Origin of the sequence: Streptomyces sp. NBC_00249 (genome assembly GCF_026342355.1) — a bacterium.
Taxonomy (GTDB): Bacteria; Actinomycetota; Actinomycetes; order Streptomycetales; family Streptomycetaceae; genus Streptomyces.
The window spans coordinates 1,327,456-1,348,789 of the sequence record NZ_JAPEMV010000001.1; the positions used below are offsets into that span (position 1 = coordinate 1,327,456).

A 21,334-nucleotide genomic window follows, 5' to 3' on the forward strand; every position below is an offset into this window, starting at 1 on the left:
CCTCGTACACCGTGGCCCCGGGCCATGCCCCGCACCGACCCCGAGGAACGACCAGACGTGAACCAGGTCCCCACCATCCAGCTCAACAACGGCACGCGCATGCCCCAGCTCGGCTACGGCGTCTGGCAGGTCCCGGACTCCGAGGCCGAGCGGGCCGTCGGGACCGCGCTGGAGGCCGGCTACCGCAGCATCGACACGGCGGCGATCTACGGCAACGAGCGGGGCACCGGCCGGGCCGTGGCCGCGTCCGGCCTGCCGCGCGAGGAACTCTTCGTCACCACCAAGCTGTGGAACGGCCCGAAGCAGCGGTGGGGCCGCGACGAGGTGCTGCGCGCCTTCGACGACTCGCTGGACAAGCTGGGCCTGGACCACCTCGACCTGTACCTGATCCACTGGCCGCGCCCGATGCGCGACGACTTCCTCGGCATCTGGAAGACCTTCGAGGAGATCGCGGCGAGCGGCCGCGCGAAGGCCGTCGGCGTGTCGAACTTCCGCCCGCAGGACCTCGAGCGGCTCGGCGCCGAGAGCGCGCTGGTCCCGGCCGTGAACCAGATCGAGCTGCACCCGCTCTTCCCGCAGGCCGAGCTGCGCGCCCTGCACTCCTCCCTCGGGATCGCCACGGAGGCGTGGTCGCCGCTGGGCCAGGGCAAGGAGCTGCTCACCCTCCCGGCGGTGGCCGCCGTCGCCGCCAAGCACGGCCGCAGCGCCGCGCAGGTGGTGCTGCGCTGGCACCTGCAGCTGGGGAACGTCGTGATCCCGAAGTCGGTGACGCCGTCCCGGATCCGGGAGAACCTGGACGTCTTCGGCTTCGAGCTGGACGCCGCCGACCTGGCGGCGCTGGACGCGCTGGGCGCCGACGGCCGCCGGATCGGGCCGGACCCGGCCGTCTTCGACGTCTGAGGGGGCCGCGCGTGAACGCCCCTGACGGGGTCTACCGGATCCGGAACGTGGACAGTGGGCTGGTGCTCCAGCTGGAGGGCGCCTCCCGGGTGCGGGTCGGCCCGGACGGGCCACCCGCTCCGGCGGCGGCCCGCCGGTGGCGGATCTCGCCCACGCACAGCGGCGGCGGGATCTTCCACGTGGTGAGCGAGGACAACGGCCGGCGTCTCGACGTCGCGAACGCCTCGACGGACAGCGGCGCCCGGGTGCAGGTGTGGCGGGCCAACGCCTTCGGTGCTCAGGAGTGGGTCGTCGAGGAGCACCTCGACGATCCGGGGGTGGTCTCCCTCATGGCGAGCATCAGCGGCCTGTACCTGGAGGCCGACGAGGAGGGCCGGGCCCGGCAGGGCGAGGACACCGACTCCCCGTCGCAGTGGTGGCGGCTGGAGCCGGCGTAGACCTTCGCGGTCAGGCCCGTACGGAGGTCCGTACGAAGGCCCGTACGAAGGCCCGTACGCGGTACGAGGGTTCCGCGCGTGCCGCGTCCGGGTCCGCCAGCGCCTCCAGCCGGGCCGCGAGCTCGGCGGGGGTGGTGCCCCGGGGGCTGATCCTGGAGGCGTACCGGCCCGCGAGCAGCGCGGCGGCGGCCTGGCGCGGGCTGCGGCCCTGGCCGTGGCCGGTGAACCGGGCCTCCCCGGCCGGAAGCAGTGCGGACCGGCGTGCCCAGGCTTCCACCTGTGCGCCGGAGTCCGCCGGGGCGGCCGTCAGGTGCGGGGCCAGCACGGTGTCGATGTCGCTGCCCACGTCGTGCGCGGCGTCCTTGTCCACGGTGGTCACGAACACCCCGCCGGGGCGCAGGACCCGGGCCGCCTCCGCGATCAGCTCGGGTACGACGCCGGGCTCCCGCAGCAGGTGCAGCAGCCAGACGGCGCTGACCGCGTCCAGGGAGGCGGAGCGCACGGGCAGCCGGGTGGCGGAGCCGAGGACGGCCCGGACGCCGCGCCGGGCGGCCATGGCGGCCATGCCGTACGAGGCGTCGGCGCCGAGGACGGTCAGGCCGGGCCGGGTGAGGCGGGTGGTGACGATGCCGGTGCCGCAGCCGAGGTCGAGCAGGGTCCGGGTGCCGGGCGGGAGCAGCCCGAGGACCGCGTCGGCGGCGGCCTCGGCGCGGGGGACGCCGCCGCGCGTGGCGTCGTAGACCTCGGCCTCGGCGTCGTAGTCGAGGAGGGGTTTCGCGAGCGGCATCAGTTCGCGCCGTGGGCGGGGGCGAGGGCCTCCACCCGTTCGGCGAGGGCGAAGTCGGTCTCGGTGACCCGGCCGCCGGCGTCGTGGCTGTTCACCGAGAGGCGGACGGTGTTGTAGCCGAGGGTGAGGTCGGAGTGGTGGTTCAGTTCGTCCTGGACGACGCAGATGTGGGCGACCAGGGCGCTGGCGGCCCGGTGCGTGCCCACCCGGTAGGTGCGGATGATCCGGTCGTCCTCGAAGGACCAGCCGGGGAGTTCCCTCAGGCGGTCCTCGATCTCCTTCTGCGACAGCGGCTCACTCGGCATCCGCGTTCTCCTTACCCCGTGACGTGTGGTCAGTTTCCCACAGTGCGCGCCGGGTGGACCCTTTCACGCCATAGTGCGCACGGGTGCTCCCGCGCGCTTCCGCGTGTCGCGGGCGCCCCCTATGCTCCTGCGCCGGACCGAGGGTTACCACCGGTAACAAGGAGGCAGGAATGGCGCGTACGGGCAGTTCCAGGCGCACCTTCATCGCGGGAGCGGGTGCCGCGGCCGCCACGGGAGCCCTGACGGCGGGCCCGGCGCAGGCCGCCGGAAGCGCTTCGGGTGCGGGCGCGCCGGCCCGCCGGAGCGTGGCCGTGCTCGGCGGGGGCGTCGCCGGGCTGACCGCCGCGCACGAACTCGCGGAGCGGGGCTACGCCGTCACCGTGTACGAACGCCGCGCGCTCGGCGGCAAGGCCCGCAGCATGGACGTACCCGGCAGCGCCCGCGGCGGACGCCGCCCGCTGCCCGCCGAGCACGGCTTCCGCTTCATCCCGGGCATCTACCACAACCTGCCGGACACGATGCGGCGCATCCCCTTCCCCGGGAACGCCCACGGGGTGTGGGACAACCTCGTCGCCCCGCGCGAGATGATGTTCGCCCGCTCCGGCGGCCGCGAGGACCTGCGCGCACCCATCCCCTGGCCGGAGCACTCCCCCGCCGCGCTGACGCCGGAGGAGCTGCGCCGGGCCCTGACCGGGATCCTGGAGTCCCTGGTGCGGCTGCCCGCGCACGAGACGGCGTACTTCGTGAACCGCGCCCTGGTCTTCCTCACCAGCTGCGACGAGCGCCGCGACGAGGAGTGGGAGCGCACCCCGTGGTGGGAGTTCACCCGGGCGGCCCGGATGTCCTCCGAGTACCAGCGGATCCTGGCGATCGGAATCACCCGCAACATCGTGGCCACCAAGGCCGAGGAGGCGTCCACCCGGACGGTCGGGACCCTCGGCGAGGCCTTCGTCTTCAACCTGCTGGGCCGGGGCGCGGACGGCCCGCCGGACCGGATCCTGAACCTGCCGACGAACGAGGCCTGGATCGACCCCTGGGAGGCCCATCTGCGCTCCCTCGGCGTGGAGTTCAGAATCGGCTGGACGGTCCAGGAGGTGCGCTGCGAGAACGGCCGGGTGAGCGGCGTGGGGGTCCTGGACCCCGCCGGGGAACGCCGGACCGTCACCGCCGACCACTACGTCAGCGCCCTGCCCGTCGAGCACGCCCGCCGAACCTGGAGCCCGGCGCTGCGGGCCGCCGACCCGATGCTCGGGCGCTGCGACCGGCTGGAGACCGACTGGATGACCGGCATCCAGTTCTACCTCACGGCCCGCGCCCCGCTCGTCCACGGACACCTCAACTGCATCGACTCCCCCTGGTCGTTGACGGCGATCCAGCAGGCCGAACACTGGCCGGACCGCGACTTCCCGGCCGACTACGGCGACGGCGCGGCCGTGGACTGCCTGTCGGTGGACATCTCCGAGTGGGACAAGCCCGGGATCCTGTACGGGAAGACGGCCAAGCAGTGCACGCGGGAGGAGGTGGCGCGGGAGGTGTGGGCGCAGCTGAAGGCCGCCCTCAACGACACCGGCCGGACCGCGCTCACGGACGGCGCCCTGCACTCGTGGTTCCTGGACCCGGGGGTGGACGGACTGGGCACGCCGAACCCCACCAACCAGGACGAGCTGCTGATCCACCCCACCGGCACCCTCCACAACCGGCCGAGCGCGGGCACCCGGATCCCGAACTTCTTCCTCAGCGGGGACTACGTCGCCGTCGACATCGACCTGGCCACGATGGAAGGGGCCAACGCCTCGGCCCGCGCGGCCGTCAACTCCCTGCTGGACCGGGAGGGTTCGACGGCGGCGCGGTGCACCGTCGCCCCGCTGTACCGGGCGCCCGAGGTGGAACCGGCCAAACGGCACGACCTGTGGCGCTACCGGCTCGGCCTGCGCAACGTCTTCGACCTGGGCTGAGCGCCGCCGGGCCGGGGGGCGGGGCGCTCCGTTACCTTCGTGTCCATGACCTCCACCACGCCCACCGTCGGCGTCCTGCTCCGCACCTGGCGGGAGCGGCGCGGGATCAGCCAGCTGGAACTGGCGGGCCGCGCCGACTCCTCCTCCCGGCACATCAGCTTCATCGAGACCGGGCGGTCCCGGCCGAGCGAGGAGATGGTGCTGCGGCTCGCCGACCGGCTCGACGTACCGGTACGGGAGCGCAACGCCCTGCTGCTGGCGGCGGGTTACGCCCCGCACTACGCGCAGACCCCGCTGGACGCCCCCGCGATGGAGACCCTGCGCGAGGGCATCCAGCGGCTGCTGACGGGCTACGAGCCCTATCCGGCGCTGGTCGTCGACGCCACGTACCAGGTCGTCGCCGCCAACCGGGGCATCATGATGCTGCTGGACGGGCTGCCCGAGCACCTGCTGACCCCGCCGCTGAACGCCATGCGGATCACCCTGCACCCGCAGGGGCTGGCCCCGAGGATCCACAACCTGCGGGAGTGGCGCGGCCACCTGCTGGCCCAGATGGAACGGCAGATCGCGCTGGCCCGCTCCGAACCGCTGCGCGCCCTGTACGAGGAGGTGTCCGCGTACCCGGTCGCCGAACGCCCGGGGGACGGGGAGCCCGCGGAGCCGGTTCCGTACATCGCGCTGCCGCTGGTCATCGAGCACGACGGGCAGCTGCTGTCCTTCGTGTCCTCGATCGCGACCTTCAACACGCCGATGGACGTGACCGTCGCCGAGCTGGCCATCGAGACGATGCTCCCGGCCGACCCGGCGACGGTGAAGTACCTGCGCTCACTTGGTGACTGAGCGCAGGGCGAGCTGCTGGAGCAGGGCGAAGCCGCCGACGGTGAGGGCCTGCGCCGGGATCCACACGGTGCCGGCGGTGGTCGGGGAGAACCACGCGAAGAGCGCCACCAGACTCAGGGCGGCCCACACGTAGTTGGTCTCGATCACCAGGCGGACCGGCAGGACCGGGGGCCGGCGCCGCGAGGCCAGCCAGCCGACCGCCGCCCCGTAGACCACGAGCAGGATGCCGAGTTCGAGCAGCAGCCCCTGCCCGATGCCGAGCAGCCGGCCGAGCGGCGCGGAGAAGGCCACGTAGGCGAGGCCGTTGCCGGTGGTGACGACGGAGTCGAGGGCGAGGAAGCGGCGCAGCGCGGTCTCGGGGGCGGTGGTGCGGGCGATACCGCCGATCAGGGTCGCGGACATCGGGAATCAGCCTCCATCGGGGTCGGACGTGCGGGTGGGTGCGGGTCCCGGGGCCGAGTGCGCGGCTCCGGAACCCGCTGCCCCCACTGTGCGGCCGGGCCGCGGACCGGGTCGATTACCCCGGAGGTCATGACGTGCGGCGGGCGGGTCCGGCGGGAGAGGGGTCCGGTGGCCCCGGGATGCCAACCTTTTTTGAGACGGGCGGCAGGAAACGTTGGGGAAGCGCTGGTTCGGGGCAGGACCGGCGGCTAGGCTGCGCGGAGCCGAATCACTCGAACGTCCTGTCGACATACGGAGAATTTGCCGGTGCGAGCCGCCGACCGACCCGACCTCGCCGAGGCCTGGGACCGCGTCGTGGAGCTTGCGCGGCGGCGCGGGCAGGACCCGGCCGAGGTCCTGGCGGTGGAGCGGCTCAGCCATCTCTCCGGGGTCTCACCGGAGCTGGTCCCCCGGGTGGTGGCGGGCACGGCGGCCGAGCTCCCGCTGGAGCGGCGGGTGCACCTGCGGTTCCTGCGGCTGCGCGCCACGCGCCGCGACAAGCACGGCCGGGAGTGGCCGCTCGCCGCGATAGCCGAGGAGTTCCAGGCGCCCGGCGCCTCCCTGGGCCCGCTGAACGCCGGCACCGGACTGCCCCGGCTGGGCCACGCGGCGGGCGTGCAGCGCTTCTTCGGGGTCTACGCCGGCTTCCTGCTGGCCGACAGCAAGAGCGCGGTGGAACGGGCCCTGGCCACCGCCCCGCACGGACCGGACGGCCCCGTCGCCCCCGACGACCTCGACCGCCTCTCGTACCTCAGCGGGCTCACCCCGCAGGCCATCCGGCTGACCCTCGACGGGCAGCCGCCGCGGCTCCCGCTCAAGGAGCAGGTGCGCCTGCGGTTCGAGCACCTGCGCCGGACCCGCCCGCGCCCCGACGGCCAGCCCCACTCGCTGACGGCCATCGCCGGCTCCTTCGACGCCTCCGGGCAGTCACTGACCCGCCTCGCCCGGGGCGAGGGCCTGCCCAACCTCGCCGCGGCCGCCGGGATCCAGCGGTTCTACGGGGTGGAGGGCGGCTTCCTGATGGCCGACGACACCGAGGCGCTGGCCGGCGTACTCCAGGAGATCGAGCGGGAGTTGCGGACCCCGGAGCCGGAGGCCGCGAACCCGATGCTGGCCGTGCTGCGGGCGCACGACGTACGGAGCATCGTGACGCGGGCCGGGCAGCTCTCGCCGGCGGGCTGGAAGTCGCTGGCCGACTACCTCGACGAACTGCTCGCACGGGAGGGGCGGCTGCGCCCTCCCGCAGAACCGGAGCGTGGTCCGGATCCGGACCCGCCCACACGCACGGAACACACTTCCGAGGGGGAAGCGCCATGAGGACCACCCGGGCCATGCGCAGGCTCGGCGCCGATCTGCTGGCGCACGCGCACGTCGCGCCGCCGGGCGGCGCGGCCGAGATCATCGGCGGCGTCTGCGCCGCCTTCGGGCGCCGCGCGGGCGGCCGGCCGGTGGAGGCGCGCTTCGCCCCGTTCCCGCCGGACACCGCGAGCGGGCTGTGGCTGAAGCTGGACGACCGGGACCTCCTCGTCATCGAGGCGCGCACCCGCCCCGAGCACCAGCTCGTCATCGCCTGCCACGAGCTGTGGCACGTGGCCGAGGGCAGCTGCGACAGCCACGGCCCCGGCATGGCGGTGGCCGCGCGCCTCACCGGACCGCGGGGCAGCCTGACCGAGCTGCTGCGTTCGGACTCCGGACTGGACGCCGTCGTCCGGCGGGCCGCGGCCCGCGCCGACCTGGGGGATCCGGCGGAGATCCGGGCCGAGACCTTCGGCCTGCACCTCGGCAAGATCCTCAAGACCTTACTTCCACCACCCCGGCAGGAGAGGTTCCCCGAGGAGATCGAGCGGATCAAGACCTCGCTCGGCTGGAGCCGCTAGCGCGGCGGCCCTTTCCGGTCACAGCACTGGCGCCGCGCGCGAGCGGCCACGAGCCGCCGCGTCCCGCGCCCGTTCCGGCCCCGCTCCTCCCCATCACCTACGCCGCAGCCGGACTCCGTGCGGCCTGACAGAGAGCACCACACGATGACCCAGTCCACCCCGCCCCGCCACGCCGTCGTCATCGGCGGCAGCATGGCCGGCCTCCTCGCGGCCGCCGTCCTCGCCGAGCACGCGACGGTCACGATCATCGACGCCGACACGCTGCCCGACAGCCCGCAGGCCCGGCGGGGACTGCCCCAGGCCCGGCACGTCCACGTCCTGTGGTCGGGCGGGGCGCGTGCCATCGAGGAGATCCTGCCGGGCATCACCCAGGAGTGGACCGCGGCCGGAGCGCTCCGCCGCAGCCTGCCCACCGACCTGGTCACGATGACCGCCCAGGGCTGGATCCCGCGCTGCGACGAGAAGCAGTTCAACATCTCCTGCAGCCGCGACCTGCTCGACTCGGTGGTCCGCCGGCGCGTCGTCGCGCTGCCGGGGGTCACCACCCTCCAGCAGAGCCGGGTGCGCGCCCTGGAAGGTACGGCCGCCCGGGTCACCGGTGTACGCGTCGACACCCCCGAGGAGGAGGGCCGGCTGCTCGCGGCGGACCTCGTCGTCGACGCCAGCGGGCGCGGCTCCCGGGCCCGCGTCTGGCTGGAGGCGCTCGGCACCGGCGGTATCCGCCAGTCCGAGGTCGACTCCGGGCTGGTCTACGCGACCCGGATCTACGAGGCGCCCGCCGGGGCGCACGAGATGGGCTTCCCCATCGTCAACGTCCAGTCCGACCCGCGCGTGCCCGTCCCCGGCCGGACCGCGACGATCGTCCCCATCGAGGACGGCCAGTGGCAGGCCACCCTGTCCGGCACCCGGGGCGGGCAGCCGACGAACGACCCCGACGCCTTCATCCCGTTCGCCAAGGACATCCGCCACCCGATCGTCGGCGAGCTCCTCGAAGGCCGTAAGCCCCTCACCGACGTCGCCGTCACCCAGGGCACCACGAACCGGCGGATCCACTTCGAGAAGGCGGACCTGCCCGACGGCTTCTTCGCGGTCGGCGACTCCGTCGCGACCTTCAACCCGCTCTACGGGCAGGGCATGACGGTCGCCGCGCGGGGGCTCCTCGCGGTCCGCGCGCTGCTGCGCTCCAAGGGGCTCTCCCAGCCCGGCTTCGGCAACGCGGCGCAGCGCGCGCTCGCCCCGCAGGTGTCCACCGCCTGGGACCTCGCCACCTCGCAGGACATCATGTACCCGGGCGCCACCGGCATGAAGCCGAAGCCGGGCGCGGGGCTGCTCGACGCCTACGTGAACCGGCTCATCACCGGGGCCACCACCCAGGAGCCGCTGACCGAGGCCTTCTTCGAGGTCATCACGATGACCAGCCCGCCCACCTCCTGGTTCCGGCCCGAGGTGGTGTGGCGGGTGCTGCGGGCCTCCCCGCAGGGCGCCCTGAAGGCGCCGCCGCTCACCGCTGCGGAGCGGACGGTCGCCGGACTGGGCGCCGACCCCGCGGACCGCGCCCGGTGAAGGACGGTCTGGTCCTCTACCTGGCGGGGTCGGTGATGGTGCTGGCCCTGCTGATCAAGGCCCCCGACCTGCGCCGGGGCTGGGACCAGCCGATCATGCGGGCCGTGTGCGCGCTGCTGGCCGTCGGCTGCCTGCTCACCTTCCTGGCGGCGCCGCCCTCGCTCGCGGCGGTCAACCGGATCACCGGGATCGTGAACTGCGCCGCCCCGCTGGTGTACGGGGTCCTGACCGCCTTCTCGGGGGCCTCGATCGTGCTGATCCTGCACTGGTCGGGGGGCCCGGCGCCGGCCGTACGGCGGGCGACCCGGGTGACGGTCGGGGTGTTCGGCGCGGTGAGCGTGGCGATCGTCGCGCTGTTCGTGGTCGGGGACGCGCCGGTGGAGCGGCTGCGGGACCTGGACACGTACTACGCCAACACGCCCTGGATCCGCGAGATGATCGTCTGCTACCTCCTCGCGCACACCGCGGGCAGCGCCGCGCTGACCCTGCTGTCCCTGAAGTGGCTGTTGCGCGTCGACCCCGCGCTGCGGCCGCTGCGCTCGGGGCTGGCCCTGCTGACGCTCGGCGGGGTGCTGGACCTCGGCTACATCGTCGCCAAGTGGGCGGCCGTGGGAGCCCGTTGGGCGGGCCGTGACTGGGACTGGCTGTCCACGTACGCGGCCCCGCCGATGGCCTCGGCGGCGGCGCTGATGGTGGGCACCGGGTTCGTGGTGCCGATGGTCGGCGGTTCGGCCGCCTGGCGGGACTTCAGCCAGTACCGGCGGCTGCGCCCGCTGTGGAAGGCGCTGCACGGGTTCGCGTCGCGCAGTGTGACGACGGTGCCGCTCACCTGGTGGTCGCCGGTCGGGATCCGGCTGATCCACCGGGAGTCGGTGATCGACGACGGGCTGCTGGCCCTGGTGAGCTGGTTCGACCCCGCCGTGCGGCGGACCGCCTACGAGGCCGCGCGCCGCCAGGGTCTGCCGGAGGCGGCCGCCTCCGTCGTGGCGGACGCGGCCATGCTCGCCGTCGCCTGCCACCACCGGGCGGCCGCCGAGCAGGCCGGCGCGGACGGCCCCCCGGCGGGCTCCGGCCCGGGCGAGGGGGACCCGTACCCGCTGGACGCCCAGCCACTGGCGGCACTGGCCCGGGAGTTCCGCCGCTCCCCCATCGTCGCGGCGGCCCGCCGCGGCGCCTGCCGGACACCGGAGCCGACGGCCTAGGGCCCGGTCCAGTCGAAGGTGATGTGCTTGCTGGAGCGGCCTTCGCGGCTCCAGAGGAAGCCGTGGGCATCGGCCCGGTCCATCGTCGAGCGGCCCCAGGTCGCGACCTGGCCCGGTCCGGTCTCCGCACCCGGCAGGTTGGTCGACTGGACGCGCGCACCCTCCGGGGTCGTGGGTCCCGTGAGCGCGACCGCGCTCGCCTCGACCCGGCCCGGTACCACGGCCCGCCAGCTCGCGAGGTCGTCGGCGACCTCGATCTCGATGGGGGCGAACTCCATGCCGCGCATTTCGCCGCCCATCATGCTCACCATCTCGGCGGGCCAACTGCCCGCCTGCCCACCGAAGATCATCTGGAGCGCCTCGCGCTGGGGGGCGTCGGCGCGCTCGTCGACGAAGACCGCGGCGTACGTGTCCGTGTGCTCGGCCCAGATGTTGCCGACGAACGAGGCCAGCATCAGCACGTTCAGGCCGTCCAGCCGTACGTCACCGTAACGGCCCTCGCGGATGTGCCAGGCCAGGATGCCGTCGCAATCGCCGTGGGTGGGCAGCTGTGCGAACGAGCAGGGGCAGGGCACGTTGCACTTGCAGGTGTCGAACCAGTCGCCCGCCGCGTGCCACCGGGGAACGGTTGCCGTCGTCTCGGACATCTCCCTGCCTCCTCGTGACCGTGCCGGGACGTCGGTCTCGGGAGGACGGCAGAGCCCCCGGGGGCCATCGCCGGCCCACGCCCGGGTCGTACGGGTGTCCATCCCGATTGTCCCACCGCAGGGGTCACCCGGAGGAGGTGTGTTCCGCGTACACGCGTTCCCGCGCGCACGCGCGGGTCCGCCGTGATGTGCTGGAGGTGTGCGCCTCGACCGGAAGGCCCTGTCACCCCCTCTGCGTCCGGCGAATCTGCTGTCGGCCCGGCAGCTCGCGTTCGCCTGGTCCGTGATGGCGTCCCTCGCCCTCCTCGCCTGGGTGCTGGTGGTCGACCAGGCCCGTGACATGGGGGTCGAGCCGGGAACCATGGGGATGGGCGTCCCGCTGTTCCTGCTGCTGTGGCTGGTCATGATGATCGCCATGATGTTCCCGTCGGTGGCCCCGGTGGCCCTCACCTGGGCGCGGGCCATCGGGCGCCGGTCGCCCACGGGAGTCGTGCGGGTGGCTCGTACCGCCCAGTTCGTCGGCGGGTACCTGCTGGCCTGGACGGCCTTCGGCCTGATCGCCTACGGGCTCCTCGCCGGGACCGGGGCCCTGGTGGACGCGCACCCGGGCGCCGGGCGCTGGATCGGTGCCGGGGCCTTCCTGGTCGCCGGGCTGTACCAGTTCGGCCCCTGGAAGGACCTCTGCCTGCGGCACTGCCGGAGCCCGATGGGCCAGCTCGTGCGCTACGCGGGCTTCCGGCCCCGGGCCCGCGATCTGCGGGTCGGGGCGCACCACGGGGCGTACTGCGTGGGCTGCTGCTGGGGGCTGATGGTCGTGCTCGTCCCGCTGGGCGTCATGAACGTCCTGGCGATGGCCGCGGTGGCCGCGGTGATCTTCGTGGAGAAGCTCTGGCGGCTGGGCCCCGTCTTCTCGCAGGTCGTCGGGGCCGCCTTCGTCGTCCTCGCGGTCCTGAGCCTCTTCCAGCCCTGGCTGCTGCCAGGGCTGGTCCCGCCGCAGTCGCCCATGCCGGAGATGTTCCGCCCCTAGGGCCTGTCTAGTGCGTGTCTAGTGCGGCGCGGGTTCGCGGGCGAGCCAGGCGCCGTACGCGCGCAGTCTGCGGCGGTGGCGGAGGCTGTCGGCGGTCAGGGCCCAGCGGGGCGAGGCCGTGGGGCGGGGTTCGCGGCCCTGGGCCAGGCGGGACAGCTGGAACCGCATCAGGGCCAGCACGGCGGCGCCGGCCAGGTCCCCGTCCTTCCACGCGAGCCGGGGCACGCTCACCCGTACGTCCTCGCCGGCCCGCCAGCGTGCGGGCAGGTCGGGGCGCAGGGCCAGGGCGGAGGCCATGCCGACGACGGCGACGCCGCGGCCCAGGACCCGTTCGGCGGTGGCGCGGCCGGCGATGCCGCCGGTCAGCATGAGCGGGACGGTGGCTGCCTCCAGCAGGCCTTCGGCGAGGGACAGGAAGTACGCCTCGCGCTCCAAGGTCCGCCGGTCGGCGGTGCGCCCGAGGGTGGCGGGGCTCTCGACGCTGCCGCCGGACAGTTCGACGAGGTCCACGCCGAGGCCGCCGAGGAGCGCGAGGACCTGTCCGGCCTCCTCGATGTCGAAGCCGCCGCGCTGGAAGTCGGCGGCGTTCAGCTTGATGCCGATGGCGAAGCCGGCGGAGACCTCGGCGCGGACGGCGGCGACGACCTCGGTGAGCAGCCGGACGCGGTTCTCCAGGCTGCCGCCCCAGCGGTCGGTGCGCCGGTTGACGAGCGGGGAGAGGAACTGGCTGAGCAGGTAGCCGTGCGCGGCGTGGATCTGGACTCCGTGGAAGCCCGCTTCCTCGGCGCGGCCGGCGGTGACGGCGAAGCGGGTGACGGTGGCCTCGATGTCGGCCTCGGTCATGGCGGTGGGGCGGGCGAAGCGTTTGGTGTGCCGGCCGAGGCTGATGCCGACGGCGGAGGGGGCCCAGGCGGTGCCGGGCATGTCGGAGCCGACCTGGCGGCCGGGATGGTTGATCTGCATCCAGACCTGGCCGCCGCCTTCCGACGCGGCCCGGGCCCAGCGGCGGAAGGGCTCCAGCGGGGAGTCTGCGTCGAGGACGATGGTGCCGGGGGCGGTGAGGGCCCGCCGGTCGACCATCACGTTGCCGGTGATCAGCAGTCCGGCGCCGCCGCGTGCCCAGCGGGCGTAGAGCCGTTCGACGCGGTCGTCGGGGAGCTGGCCGGGCTGTGCGGCGAGGCTCTCCTCCATGGCCGCCTTGGCCAGGCGGTTCGGGAGGGTCGTACCGCCGGGTAGTTCGAGTGGCGTGAAGAGGTCCATGACAAATCCCCCCAAAAGCGTGTGGCACGGGCCGTGCGGCAACCCGGGCCACAAGATACCCGCCATTTCCCGCACGTCCGTCCGGTTCCCGCAGGGACCGCCGTACGGGCTCGGGCGGCCCGGTCCGGGCCAAAAGGGAACGCCCCGGACCGAAGGGTCCGGGGCGTTCGCCGTACGCCGTCGCGTGCGGCGGGGGTCAGAGGTCCGCGAGGTCCAGCCCGGCCTGCGCGGCCGCCGCCTGGACCGTCTGCTCCAGCAGGACGGCGATGGTCATGGGGCCGACGCCGCCGGGCACCGGGGTGATCAGCGAGGCACGCTCGGCGGCCGACTCGAAGTGCACGTCGCCGACGTTGCCCTCGTTGTAGCCGGCGTCCAGGACGACCGCGCCGGGCTTGATGTCCTCGCCCCGGATGAACTCGGCCTTGCCGACGGCGGCGACCAGCACGTCCGCCTGGCGCACGATCGAGGGCAGGTCCTGGGTGCGGGAGTGGCAGTAGGTGACGGTGGCGTTCTTCTCCAGCAGCAGCATCCCGGCCGGCTTGCCGAGGATCGCGCTGCGGCCGACCACGACGGCGTGCTTGCCGGTGAGGTCCACGTCGTAGGCCTCCAGCAGGCGCATGATGCCGCCGGGGGTGCAGGAGACGAAGCCGGGCAGCCCGAAGCCCATGGCGGCGAAGGAGTGCATGGTGACCCCGTCGACGTCCTTGCCGGGGGCGATGGCCTCGAAGGCGGCGCGCTCGTCGATGTGGTGCGGGACGGGGTGCTGGAGCAGGATGCCGCTGATCTCCGGGTCCTCGGAGAGGGCGGTGAGGGCGGCGACGAGCTCCTCGGTGGTGGTGGAGGCGGGCAGCTCCACGTGGCGGGAGGTGATCCCGGCCTTGGCACAGCGGTTCTGCTTCATGCGTACGTAGGTGACGGACGCGGGGTCCTCGCCGACGAGGACCGTGGCCAGGCAGGGTGCGGTGCCGGTGCGCTCGGTGATCTTCGCCGCGTGGGCGGCGGTCTGCTCGGAGATGCGGCGGGCGAGGGCCGTGCCGTCCATCAGCTGGGCAGTGGCAGTCGTCATAGGGGTCTCCTGAACGTCGCTGCGGATCGCGGTTCGCCCAGGCGCGCGGCAGGCGGCGTACGGAGGACAGAGGTACGCCGGGCCGCTCCCCGGTGGTGATCCACCCGAACGCCAGTCACGGCCCGCCGCCCACTGTAGTCGACATATCCGGTGGTTCATCGGGCTCCGGCCTGGGACGATCGACACATGACGCGCACTTTCGACCATCTTGTCGCCGAGGCCGAGACCGTCTCCGTGGACGGCTGGGACTTCTCCTGGCTGGACGGCCGGGCCACCGAGCAGCGCCCTTCCTGGGGCTACCAGCGGCTCCTGGCCGAGCGCCTGGCCCGGGTGCGGTCCGCCCTGGACATCCAGACCGGCGGGGGCGAGGTCCTCGCGGGGGCGGGGCCGCTGCCCCCGCTGACGGCGGCCACCGAGTCCTGGCCGCCGAACATCGACAGGGCGACGAAGCTGCTGCACCCGCTGGGGGCGGTCGTGGTCGCTGACTCCGACGAGCCGCCGCTGCCCTTCGGCGACGGCGCCTTCGAGCTGGTCGCCAGCCGTCACCCGGTGACCATCTGGTGGGAGGAGGTCGCCCGGGTGCTGGCGCCGGGCGGCACCTACCTCTCGCAGCAGGTCGGCCCGTCGAGCGTCTTCGAGCTGGTCGAGTTCTTCCTGGGCCCGCAGCCGGAGGAGGTCCGGCGCTCCCGGCACCCCGACGACGCGGTCGCCGACGCCACCCGGGCGGGCCTCGACGTCGTCGATCTGCGCTCCGAACGGCTGCGGACGGAGTTCCACGACATCGGAGCCGTGATCTACTTTCTACGGAAGGTGATCTGGATGGTGCCCGGCTTCACGGTCGGGCAGTACCGGGACCGGCTGCGCGAGCTCCACGAACGGATCGGACGCGAAGGCCCGTTCGTCGCGCACACCGCCCGGTTCCTGATCGAGGCCCGCAAGAAGGACTGACCCGGAGACCGTCGGAAGACGGCATTCCGGAGCGGACGGATCCACGCCGGATCGGTTGCGCGGCCACAGCGTGGCGCAGGTCACTCAATTCAGCGCGTAACGAATCGACTCGGGCATGCGATGAACCGACAGGTGTCCTCGCGCGGCCCGGAATACAGACCCCCCTCGGGTCTGTTTCCCGAGTTCGCGCGATGATGTCCCGCCCACCCCTTATCTGTTCGCAACGAGAGGCTCCTTGTGTCGCTCAGCCCGTCCCGTACGTTCCCTCCGGAGATCGCCGAATCGGAGGCCCTCGTCGCGCTCGTCGAGCGCGGCCGCGAGCAGGGTCACATCAACGGTGACGATGTGCGTCAGGCCTTCGAGGCCGGCCGCATCCCGGTGGACCAGTGGAAGCGGGTCCTGCGCAGCCTGAACCAGGTCCTGGACGAGGAGGGTGTCGCCCTCCACGTCAGCGCCGCCCCCGCCACCAAGGCCGCTGCCAAGAAGCCCCGCAAGGCAGCCGCCCCCGCCCGCACCGTGACCAAGAAGGCGGCCGCCGCGCCGCGCCCCATCGGCGCGCGCAAGACGGCGGCCACGGCCACCGCTGCGGCGATATCCGCTCCGACGGCCGACGCCACCGGCGACGAGGCGACGGCCGACGCCGCCGCCGAGCCCAAGAAGCGCGTGGTCAAGAAGACCGCCGCGAAGAAGACCACGGCCACCAAGAAGACCGCCGCCACGAAGAAGGCCGGTGCCAAGGACGCCGACGACGGTGAGAACCCGGCCGTCGAGGGCGAGGACTGGGCCGTCGAGGACCTCGCCGACGAGGCCGAGGAGGAGACGCCCAAGACGGGCGGCACCCAGGGCTTCGTGCTGTCCGACGACGACGAGGACGACGCCCCGGCGCAGACGGTCATGGTCGCCGGCGCCACCGCCGACCCCGTCAAGGACTACCTGAAGCTGATCGGCAAGGTGCCGCTCCTCAACGCCGAGCAGGAGGTCGAGCTCGCCAAGCGCATCGAGGCGGGTCTCTTCTCCGAGTACAAGCTCGAAGAGGAGGAGGACCACAAGCCCGCGTTCAAGCGCGAGCTGGAGATCCTCGTCGAGGACGGCCGCCGCGCCAAGAACCACCTGCTGGAGGCCAACCTCCGCCTCGTGGTCTCCCTGGCCAAGCGCTACACCGGCCGCGGCATGCTCTTCCTGGACCTGATCCAGGAGGGCAACGTCGGTCTGATCCGCGCGGTGGAGAAGTTCGACTACACCAAGGGCTTCAAGTTCTCCACGTACGCGACCTGGTGGATCCGCCAGGCGATCACGCGTGCCATGGCGGACCAGTCCCGCACGATCCGCATCCCCGTCCACATGGTCGAGATCATCAACAAGCTCGCCCGTGTGCAGCGCCAGATGCTCCAGGACCTCGGCCGGGAGCCCACTCCGGAGGAGCTGGGCAAGGAGCTCGACATGACCCCTGAGAAGGTCATCGAGGTCCAGAAGTACGGCCGTGAGCCGATCTCCCTGCACACCCCCCTGGGTGAGGAGGGCGACAGCGAGTTCGGTGACCTCATCGAGGACTCCGAGGCGGTCGTCCCGGCGGACGCGGTGTCCTTCACCTTCCTCCAGGAGCAGCTGCAGTCGATCCTGGGCACGCTCTCCGAGCGTGAGGCGGGCGTGGTCTCCATGCGCTACGGCCTCAACGACGGCCAGCCGAAGACCCTGGACGAGATCGGCCGCGTGTACGGGGTCACCCGTGAGCGCATCCGCCAGATCGAGTCCAAGACCATGTCGAAGCTGCGCCACCCGTCGCGTTCGCAGGTGCTGCGCGACTACCTCGACTGAGCAGGCCGGCAGGGGCCGGGGTGTGCCCGTTCGGGTGCACCCCGGCCCCTGTTGTCACGAGTGCTCCAGCAGGTGCTTGAGCTTCTCCTCGCTGCGGGGCATCTCCTTGCGGATCATGGGCTTCACCACGAGGGGGACGAGGCCCCTGCCCATGCCGTGGCCCTCGAAGTCGACGGACAGCGTGACGCGCGAACGGGTCCCGCCGTCGAGGGGTTCGATCCTGCCCCGGACGTCCGGCCGGACCGGTCCGTCGACGCCGTGGACGTGCCAGCTCCTCGGCGGGTCGAGTTCCGTGAACTCCACGGTCGTGGGGATCCGGCGCTTGCCGATCTGCCGGGTGATGAGGACCCTCGACCCGACGTGGACGGGGAGGTCGCCCATGGGGACGGCGGACACGGCGCTGTCCTGCCACTCCGGCAGGTGCGTGGGGTCCGTCACGTACGCGTAGACGTCCTCGGGTCTGCGGTCGATGTCGATGCTGTTGCTGATCGCGGACATGGCGACCCCTTAGAGCCCCCCTGGCGGCCTCTCCCTCCAAATTACCCCTCGGGGGAAACGGCCGCGCGGCGCTTGCGGGCGGACATCAGCGCGTAGACGAGGACTCCCGCGAAGAGGAACAGGACTCCCTGGTAGACGGCCGCGTACCCGGAGCCGGCGACCAGCCACATCGAGAAGGCGAAGGCCAGGCAGGCCAGGGAGGCGTCGCGGACCAGCTGCCCGCGCCGGACCCGCTCGGTCTGGCCGGAGGCCAGGAAGTACAGCTGAGCAGCGGTGGAGAGCAGGTAGGGGACGGTCGCCGTGAAGGTGGTGACCAGGACCAGGACCTCGAAGACGCCCTCGGAGCCGGCCGTGTAGTTGTACACGGTCAGGCCGGAGGCCAGGACGACCGTGACGAGGACGCCGGCCACGGGGACCCCGCGCCTCGTCTTCTCGAAGACCTTGGGGAAGAGCCCGTCCTTGGCGGCGGCGTACGGGGTCTGCGCGCTGAGCAGGGTCCAGCCGTTGAGGGCGCCGACCATCGAGATCACGGCGGCGCAGGCGACGAGCGTGCCGCCCCAGCTCCCGCCGGCCCCTCCGTTTTCAGAAAACATCGCGTTCACGGCGTCGGTGAAGGGGGCCTGGGAGGAGACCAGCTTCTCGTGGGCCACCAGGCCGAAGACCGACAGGGTGCCGAGCAGGTACACGGTGGCGGCGCCCACGGTGCCGAGGATCGTGGCCCGGCGGACGTTGCGCGCGGGGTCGCGGACCTCGCCCGCGCTGACGGCGGCCGACTCCACGCCGAGGTAGCTGAAGAGCAGGATCGCGGCGGCGGCGGAGACCGCCCCGACCGGGCTCTGGTCGGTGGCCCGGAAGGGGCCGAGGTTCGCCGGGTCGAAGAAGAAGAGCCCGCCCACGGCCACCAGCAGCAGCGGGGCCAGCTTCAGGACGGTCGCGACCAGCTGGACGGCGCCGACGTAACGCGTCCCGGCCAGGTTGGCGAGGGCGGGCAGCCACTGGACGGCGAGGGCGGCCAGGCACATCGACCACTTGTGCGCGCCGATCGCCGGGAAGAGCACGCCGAGGTAGCCGACGGCCGCCACGGCGAGGGCGGCGTTGGAGACCCAGGTGGTGATCCAGTAGCTGTACGCGGCGAGGAAGCCGGCGAAGTCCCCGAAGGCGGCGCGGACGTAGACGTAGGGGCCGCCGGTCTGCGGGTGGCGTTCGGCGAGCCGGCCGAAGACCAGGGCGAGGGCGATCGCGCCGAGGGTCAGGACGCCGAAGGCCACGAGGCTGACGGTGCCGAAGGGGGCGACCGAGGCGGGGAGCAGGAAGATCCCGCCGCCGATGATGTTGCCCATGACGAGGCAGACGGCCACGGGGAGCCCGAAGCGGCGGGCGTGGGGACCGGAGCCCCGGCCGGCGTCGGGGCCTGCGTCCGTCTCGGTGGGCGGCGGGGCTATGGTGCTGGTCATCGGTGGTGCGCCTCGGTTTGTCTCACATACTGGGCAGGTCACCACATGGTCGGACACCGTGAACTGCGCACAAAATCACCGGTTTTCGTCCGGTGCGGGCCCCCCTACGGAAGGAAGGGTTCCGCCGGAGGGGGCCTCCTGCCGGGGATCCTCCGCCGTGAGGCGGGCCGCGGAGGCCGGTGCGGAGCCGGGTGCGGAGGCCGAGGACGGGGTGGGGCCGATCGGGACCTGGGGGCCGTCGGCCTCCCGCAGCCAGCGGCGCAGCACGCCGTGCACGGCCTCCGCGCCGGCCAGCTCCGAGCCCGGATCCGACAGCTCCGTCGGCCACATCAGGAACGGGTGCCCCTGCTCCCCGCCCAGCCCGCCGTGCGAGCCGATCTGCTCCTCGAAGGCGTGCACGGCCCCGGTGTCCGGGTCGTACGCGGAGTTGACCATGACGTCCGCGACGTGCGGGAAGGCATCCGTACGGCGGACCGCGTCCGCCGCGCCCGGGCCGAAGGCGGCGAGGAGCCCCTCGGCCTCGCCCGGTACGTCGAGCCGCGCCACCACCCCGCCCGGGCCCAGTACCTCCCCGTCCACCAGCAGGAAGCCCACGCCCGGGTGCTCGGCCAGGGTGCGCAGCAGGGCGGGGTGGGCGCGCTCGATCCACTCCCGCGATGCCCGGCCCGGCAGGCCGGGGAAGGAGACCAGGCCGAGGTTGCCCGAGGCCAGCACCACCGGGTCGGAGCCGTGTACCGGACGGGCTTCCTCCGCCGTCTCCTCCACGGGCCGGTGCAGTGCGGCCAGGACCGCCGCGCGGGCCTCGGCCCCGCTGTGGGTGCGGCCGGCCCGGCGGGAGACCGGCAGGCCGCAGCCCGCCCGGACCAGGTCCTTCAGGGTGAGCCCGTAGCGGTGGAGGAAGGTCTCCCCCGGGCTCTGGCCGTGGTCCGAGAGCAGGACGACCCGGTAGGCGCGGGGCGCGTGCTCGGCGACCCGGGCGATCAGCGCGAGGCTCCGGTCGAGGCGGGCCAGTACCTGGTCGGTGTCCCGGCCGTGGGGTCCGGAGTGGTGCGCGACCTCGTCGTAGGCGACCAGGTCGGCGTAGACGACGGCGCGGCCGACGAGCATGTCGCCGATCACCGCCGAGACGACCACGTCCCGTTCGACGACCGTCGCGAAGGCCCTGATCAGCGGGTACAGCCCGCCCCGGGAGACCCGGGGGGACGCCTTGCGCAGCCGGGAGCGCAGCGACTGGCCGAGCTCGCGCGCCACCTCGGCGACGAAGGACAGGGCGGTGCGGACGGCGTTGGCCGGGTCGGAGAAGTACGCGAAGTAGCCCGCGCGGGAGCGGTTGGCGCGGCCCCTGCGGGCGGAGACCGACAGGACCAGGGCCAGCTGGTCGGCGCCGCCGCTGAACAGGTTGCCCCGGCTGGCCCCGTCGAGGGTGAGCAGCCCGCCGTCGCCGGTACGGGTGACGGCGCGGCGCTGGAGTTCGGCGGCGCTGGTGGGCCGGTTGCAGACCATCACCTCGCCGGTGTCCTTCTCGTACCAGCGGAAGGCCGGCACGTCGAAGTTGGAGCCGTGCAGGATGCCGAGCTGGCTGGCGCCGGTCTGGCTGGACCAGTCCGTGCGCCAGGGCATGACGCGGTGGGTGCCCTCCAGCCAGAGCGCCACCGTCGGCATGAGCCCGTCGGCCGCCGCGTGGCGCAGCGCCTCGTAGCCGACCCCGTCGAGCTGGAGGAGGACCAGGGCGGGGGCCGCCTCGTCGGCTCCGGGGGCGCCCGCGCGGCGCTGGCGGCGCCGGCGGCGGTCGGCGAGCCGGTACAGGCGGCGCCGGTAGGCCTCGTCGTCGCGGACCGCGAGGGCGGTGGAGGTGGCCGAGGCGACGGCGGACATCACCGCGGCGACGACCACCGCCGTCTCGGGGGCGGCGGCGCCGCGCCCGTCGGGGAGCAGGCTGAGGGCTATGAGGAGCAGCGAGCCGTTGAGGAAGAACACGAGCAGGCCGAGCACCAGGGCGGGCACCAGCAGCAGGGCCCGGACGAGCACGGGCCACACCAGCGCGCTCAGCAGGCCGAAGGCCCCGGCGCCCATGGCCGCGGTCAGTCCGATCCGGGTGAGGCTGTCACCGTCGGCGGACTGGAGGCGGAAGTCCGGCAGGATCCCGGCCAGCGCGAGCATGGTGAGGGTGGACACCGCCCACACGAGGGTGACCCGTACCAGTGCGCTGCCCGCGGCCCGCCACCGCAACCGGCCTCGCCACACGCCGCACCCGCCTCCCTCCCGGTCCTCCCCGGCCAGCGTCGCACAGGGCGGCGGGCGCGGCCGGTCGA

At 73.4% G+C, this 21,334-nt stretch carries 20 protein-coding genes and 1 riboswitch; of the genes, 11 read left to right on the forward strand and 9 right to left on the reverse strand.

Features of this window, described 5'->3' with window-relative positions:
• Positions 1 to 57: 57 nt before the first annotated feature.
• Together OOK31_RS05965 and OOK31_RS05970 are read left to right on the forward strand one after the other, a co-directional pair.
• On the forward strand, positions 58 to 900 hold the full coding sequence (locus OOK31_RS05965; protein ID WP_323188196.1) for an aldo/keto reductase: 843 nt from the start codon (positions 58 to 60) through the stop codon (positions 898 to 900).
• Between the two features lie 11 nt (positions 901 to 911).
• Entirely contained in the window at positions 912 to 1,337 is a 426-nt protein-coding gene (locus tag OOK31_RS05970; protein ID WP_267011260.1) for an RICIN domain-containing protein, read from the forward strand.
• A 10-nt stretch (positions 1,338 to 1,347) separates the two neighbouring features.
• On the opposite strand, the gene OOK31_RS05975 is transcribed toward OOK31_RS05970, so the two are convergent.
• A complete protein-coding gene (locus tag OOK31_RS05975; RefSeq protein ID WP_267011261.1) occupies positions 1,348 to 2,124 on the reverse strand; it encodes a class I SAM-dependent methyltransferase in 777 nt (258 codons plus the stop codon).
• Positions 2,124 to 2,429, reverse strand: coding sequence for a 4a-hydroxytetrahydrobiopterin dehydratase (locus tag OOK31_RS05980; protein ID WP_267011263.1), 306 nt, complete (start codon positions 2,427 to 2,429; stop codon positions 2,124 to 2,126). The genes OOK31_RS05975 and OOK31_RS05980 overlap by 1 nt, the downstream gene beginning before the upstream one ends.
• A 170-nt stretch (positions 2,430 to 2,599) precedes the next feature.
• On the opposite strand from OOK31_RS05980, the gene OOK31_RS05985 reads away from it, so the two are divergent.
• Entirely contained in the window at positions 2,600 to 4,384 is a 1,785-nt protein-coding gene (locus OOK31_RS05985; RefSeq protein WP_267011264.1) for an FAD-dependent oxidoreductase, read from the forward strand.
• A 45-nt stretch (positions 4,385 to 4,429) separates the two neighbouring features.
• A complete protein-coding gene (locus OOK31_RS05990) occupies positions 4,430 to 5,224 on the forward strand; it encodes a helix-turn-helix domain-containing protein (RefSeq protein WP_267011265.1) in 795 nt (264 codons plus the stop codon).
• On the opposite strand, the gene OOK31_RS05995 is transcribed toward OOK31_RS05990, so the two are convergent.
• A complete protein-coding gene (locus tag OOK31_RS05995; RefSeq protein WP_267011266.1) occupies positions 5,210 to 5,626 on the reverse strand; it encodes a hypothetical protein in 417 nt (138 codons plus the stop codon). The genes OOK31_RS05990 and OOK31_RS05995 overlap by 15 nt on opposite strands.
• 306 nt (positions 5,627 to 5,932) lie before the next feature.
• Here OOK31_RS05995 and OOK31_RS06000 point away from each other — a divergent pair, with 306 nt between their 5' ends.
• The 4 genes from OOK31_RS06000 to OOK31_RS06015 all read left to right on the forward strand — a co-directional run bounded on the left by OOK31_RS06000 (position 5,933) and on the right by OOK31_RS06015 (position 10,307).
• On the forward strand, positions 5,933 to 6,982 hold the full coding sequence (locus tag OOK31_RS06000) for a hypothetical protein (protein ID WP_267011267.1): 1,050 nt from the start codon (positions 5,933 to 5,935) through the stop codon (positions 6,980 to 6,982).
• Positions 6,979 to 7,542 (forward strand): toxin-antitoxin system, toxin component, encoded by a 564-nt coding sequence (locus OOK31_RS06005; RefSeq protein ID WP_267011268.1) that lies wholly within the window; start codon positions 6,979 to 6,981, stop codon positions 7,540 to 7,542. Before OOK31_RS06000 ends, OOK31_RS06005 begins: the two co-directional genes overlap by 4 nt.
• Before the next feature lie 144 nt (positions 7,543 to 7,686).
• On the forward strand, positions 7,687 to 9,105 hold the full coding sequence (locus OOK31_RS06010) for an NAD(P)/FAD-dependent oxidoreductase (protein WP_267011269.1): 1,419 nt from the start codon (positions 7,687 to 7,689) through the stop codon (positions 9,103 to 9,105).
• The gene (locus tag OOK31_RS06015; RefSeq protein WP_267011270.1) at positions 9,102 to 10,307 is read left to right on the forward strand and encodes an MAB_1171c family putative transporter; all 1,206 of its coding nucleotides are present in this window, start codon (positions 9,102 to 9,104) and stop codon (positions 10,305 to 10,307) included. Before OOK31_RS06010 ends, OOK31_RS06015 begins: the two co-directional genes overlap by 4 nt.
• On the opposite strand, the gene OOK31_RS06020 is transcribed toward OOK31_RS06015, so the two are convergent.
• Positions 10,304 to 10,954: a DUF1326 domain-containing protein gene (locus OOK31_RS06020; RefSeq protein ID WP_267011271.1), complete on the reverse strand. Its 651-nt coding sequence runs from the start codon at positions 10,952 to 10,954 to the stop codon at positions 10,304 to 10,306. The genes OOK31_RS06015 and OOK31_RS06020 overlap by 4 nt on opposite strands.
• A gap of 199 nt (positions 10,955 to 11,153) precedes the next feature.
• Between OOK31_RS06020 and OOK31_RS06025 the strand changes: the two genes are divergently transcribed.
• Positions 11,154 to 11,981 carry a DUF2182 domain-containing protein gene (locus OOK31_RS06025; protein ID WP_267011272.1) on the forward strand — a complete coding sequence of 276 codons (828 nt, stop codon included), beginning with the start codon at positions 11,154 to 11,156 and terminating at the stop codon, positions 11,979 to 11,981.
• 18 nt (positions 11,982 to 11,999) lie between these two features.
• Here the strand turns inward: OOK31_RS06025 and OOK31_RS06030 are convergent, their stop codons facing one another.
• Positions 12,000 to 13,241 carry an NADH:flavin oxidoreductase/NADH oxidase family protein gene (locus tag OOK31_RS06030; RefSeq protein WP_267011273.1) on the reverse strand — a complete coding sequence of 414 codons (1,242 nt, stop codon included), beginning with the start codon at positions 13,239 to 13,241 and terminating at the stop codon, positions 12,000 to 12,002.
• A gap of 196 nt (positions 13,242 to 13,437) precedes the next feature.
• Positions 13,438 to 14,307, reverse strand: a complete 870-nt coding sequence (locus tag OOK31_RS06035; RefSeq protein WP_267011274.1) for a bifunctional 5,10-methylenetetrahydrofolate dehydrogenase/5,10-methenyltetrahydrofolate cyclohydrolase — start codon at positions 14,305 to 14,307, stop codon at positions 13,438 to 13,440.
• Positions 14,308 to 14,335: 28 nt separating this feature from the next.
• Positions 14,336 to 14,436, reverse strand: a riboswitch (ZMP/ZTP riboswitch).
• A 57-nt stretch (positions 14,437 to 14,493) separates the two neighbouring features.
• Between OOK31_RS06035 and OOK31_RS06040 the strand changes: the two genes are divergently transcribed.
• The gene (locus OOK31_RS06040; RefSeq protein ID WP_267011275.1) at positions 14,494 to 15,255 is read left to right on the forward strand and encodes a methyltransferase domain-containing protein; all 762 of its coding nucleotides are present in this window, start codon (positions 14,494 to 14,496) and stop codon (positions 15,253 to 15,255) included.
• A 237-nt stretch (positions 15,256 to 15,492) separates the two neighbouring features.
• Complete coding sequence (locus tag OOK31_RS06045; protein ID WP_267011276.1) at positions 15,493 to 17,070, forward strand: RNA polymerase sigma factor; 1,578 nt, start codon at positions 15,493 to 15,495, stop codon at positions 17,068 to 17,070.
• A 54-nt stretch (positions 17,071 to 17,124) separates the two neighbouring features.
• Here OOK31_RS06045 and OOK31_RS06050 read toward each other — a convergent pair whose 3' ends face one another.
• The 3 genes from OOK31_RS06050 to OOK31_RS06060 form a co-directional block, all read right to left on the reverse strand.
• Positions 17,125 to 17,568, reverse strand: coding sequence for an SRPBCC family protein (locus OOK31_RS06050; protein WP_267011277.1), 444 nt, complete (start codon positions 17,566 to 17,568; stop codon positions 17,125 to 17,127).
• A 41-nt stretch (positions 17,569 to 17,609) separates the two neighbouring features.
• Positions 17,610 to 19,022, reverse strand: coding sequence for an amino acid permease (locus OOK31_RS06055; RefSeq protein ID WP_267011278.1), 1,413 nt, complete (start codon positions 19,020 to 19,022; stop codon positions 17,610 to 17,612).
• A 75-nt stretch (positions 19,023 to 19,097) separates the two neighbouring features.
• Positions 19,098 to 21,266, reverse strand: a complete 2,169-nt coding sequence (locus tag OOK31_RS06060) for a phage holin family protein (protein ID WP_267011279.1) — start codon at positions 21,264 to 21,266, stop codon at positions 19,098 to 19,100.
• Positions 21,267 to 21,334: the final 68 nt, after the last annotated feature.

Coding starts and splice junctions, on each gene's coding strand:
- OOK31_RS05975 (WP_267011261.1), bottom strand. CDS start 2,124: ATGCCGCTCGCGAAACCCCTCCTCGACTACGACGCCGAGGCCGAGGTC.
- OOK31_RS05980 (WP_267011263.1), bottom strand. CDS start 2,429: ATGCCGAGTGAGCCGCTGTCGCAGAAGGAGATCGAGGACCGCCTGAGG.
- OOK31_RS05985 (WP_267011264.1), top strand. CDS start 2,600: ATGGCGCGTACGGGCAGTTCCAGGCGCACCTTCATCGCGGGAGCGGGT.
- OOK31_RS05990 (WP_267011265.1), top strand. CDS start 4,430: ATGACCTCCACCACGCCCACCGTCGGCGTCCTGCTCCGCACCTGGCGG.
- OOK31_RS05995 (WP_267011266.1), bottom strand. CDS start 5,626: ATGTCCGCGACCCTGATCGGCGGTATCGCCCGCACCACCGCCCCCGAG.
- OOK31_RS06005 (WP_267011268.1), top strand. CDS start 6,979: ATGAGGACCACCCGGGCCATGCGCAGGCTCGGCGCCGATCTGCTGGCG.
- OOK31_RS06010 (WP_267011269.1), top strand. CDS start 7,687: ATGACCCAGTCCACCCCGCCCCGCCACGCCGTCGTCATCGGCGGCAGC.
- OOK31_RS06020 (WP_267011271.1), bottom strand. CDS start 10,954: ATGTCCGAGACGACGGCAACCGTTCCCCGGTGGCACGCGGCGGGCGAC.
- OOK31_RS06030 (WP_267011273.1), bottom strand. CDS start 13,241: ATGGACCTCTTCACGCCACTCGAACTACCCGGCGGTACGACCCTCCCG.
- OOK31_RS06035 (WP_267011274.1), bottom strand. CDS start 14,307: ATGACGACTGCCACTGCCCAGCTGATGGACGGCACGGCCCTCGCCCGC.
- OOK31_RS06040 (WP_267011275.1), top strand. CDS start 14,494: ATGACGCGCACTTTCGACCATCTTGTCGCCGAGGCCGAGACCGTCTCC.
- OOK31_RS06050 (WP_267011277.1), bottom strand. CDS start 17,568: ATGTCCGCGATCAGCAACAGCATCGACATCGACCGCAGACCCGAGGAC.
- OOK31_RS06055 (WP_267011278.1), bottom strand. CDS start 19,022: ATGACCAGCACCATAGCCCCGCCGCCCACCGAGACGGACGCAGGCCCC.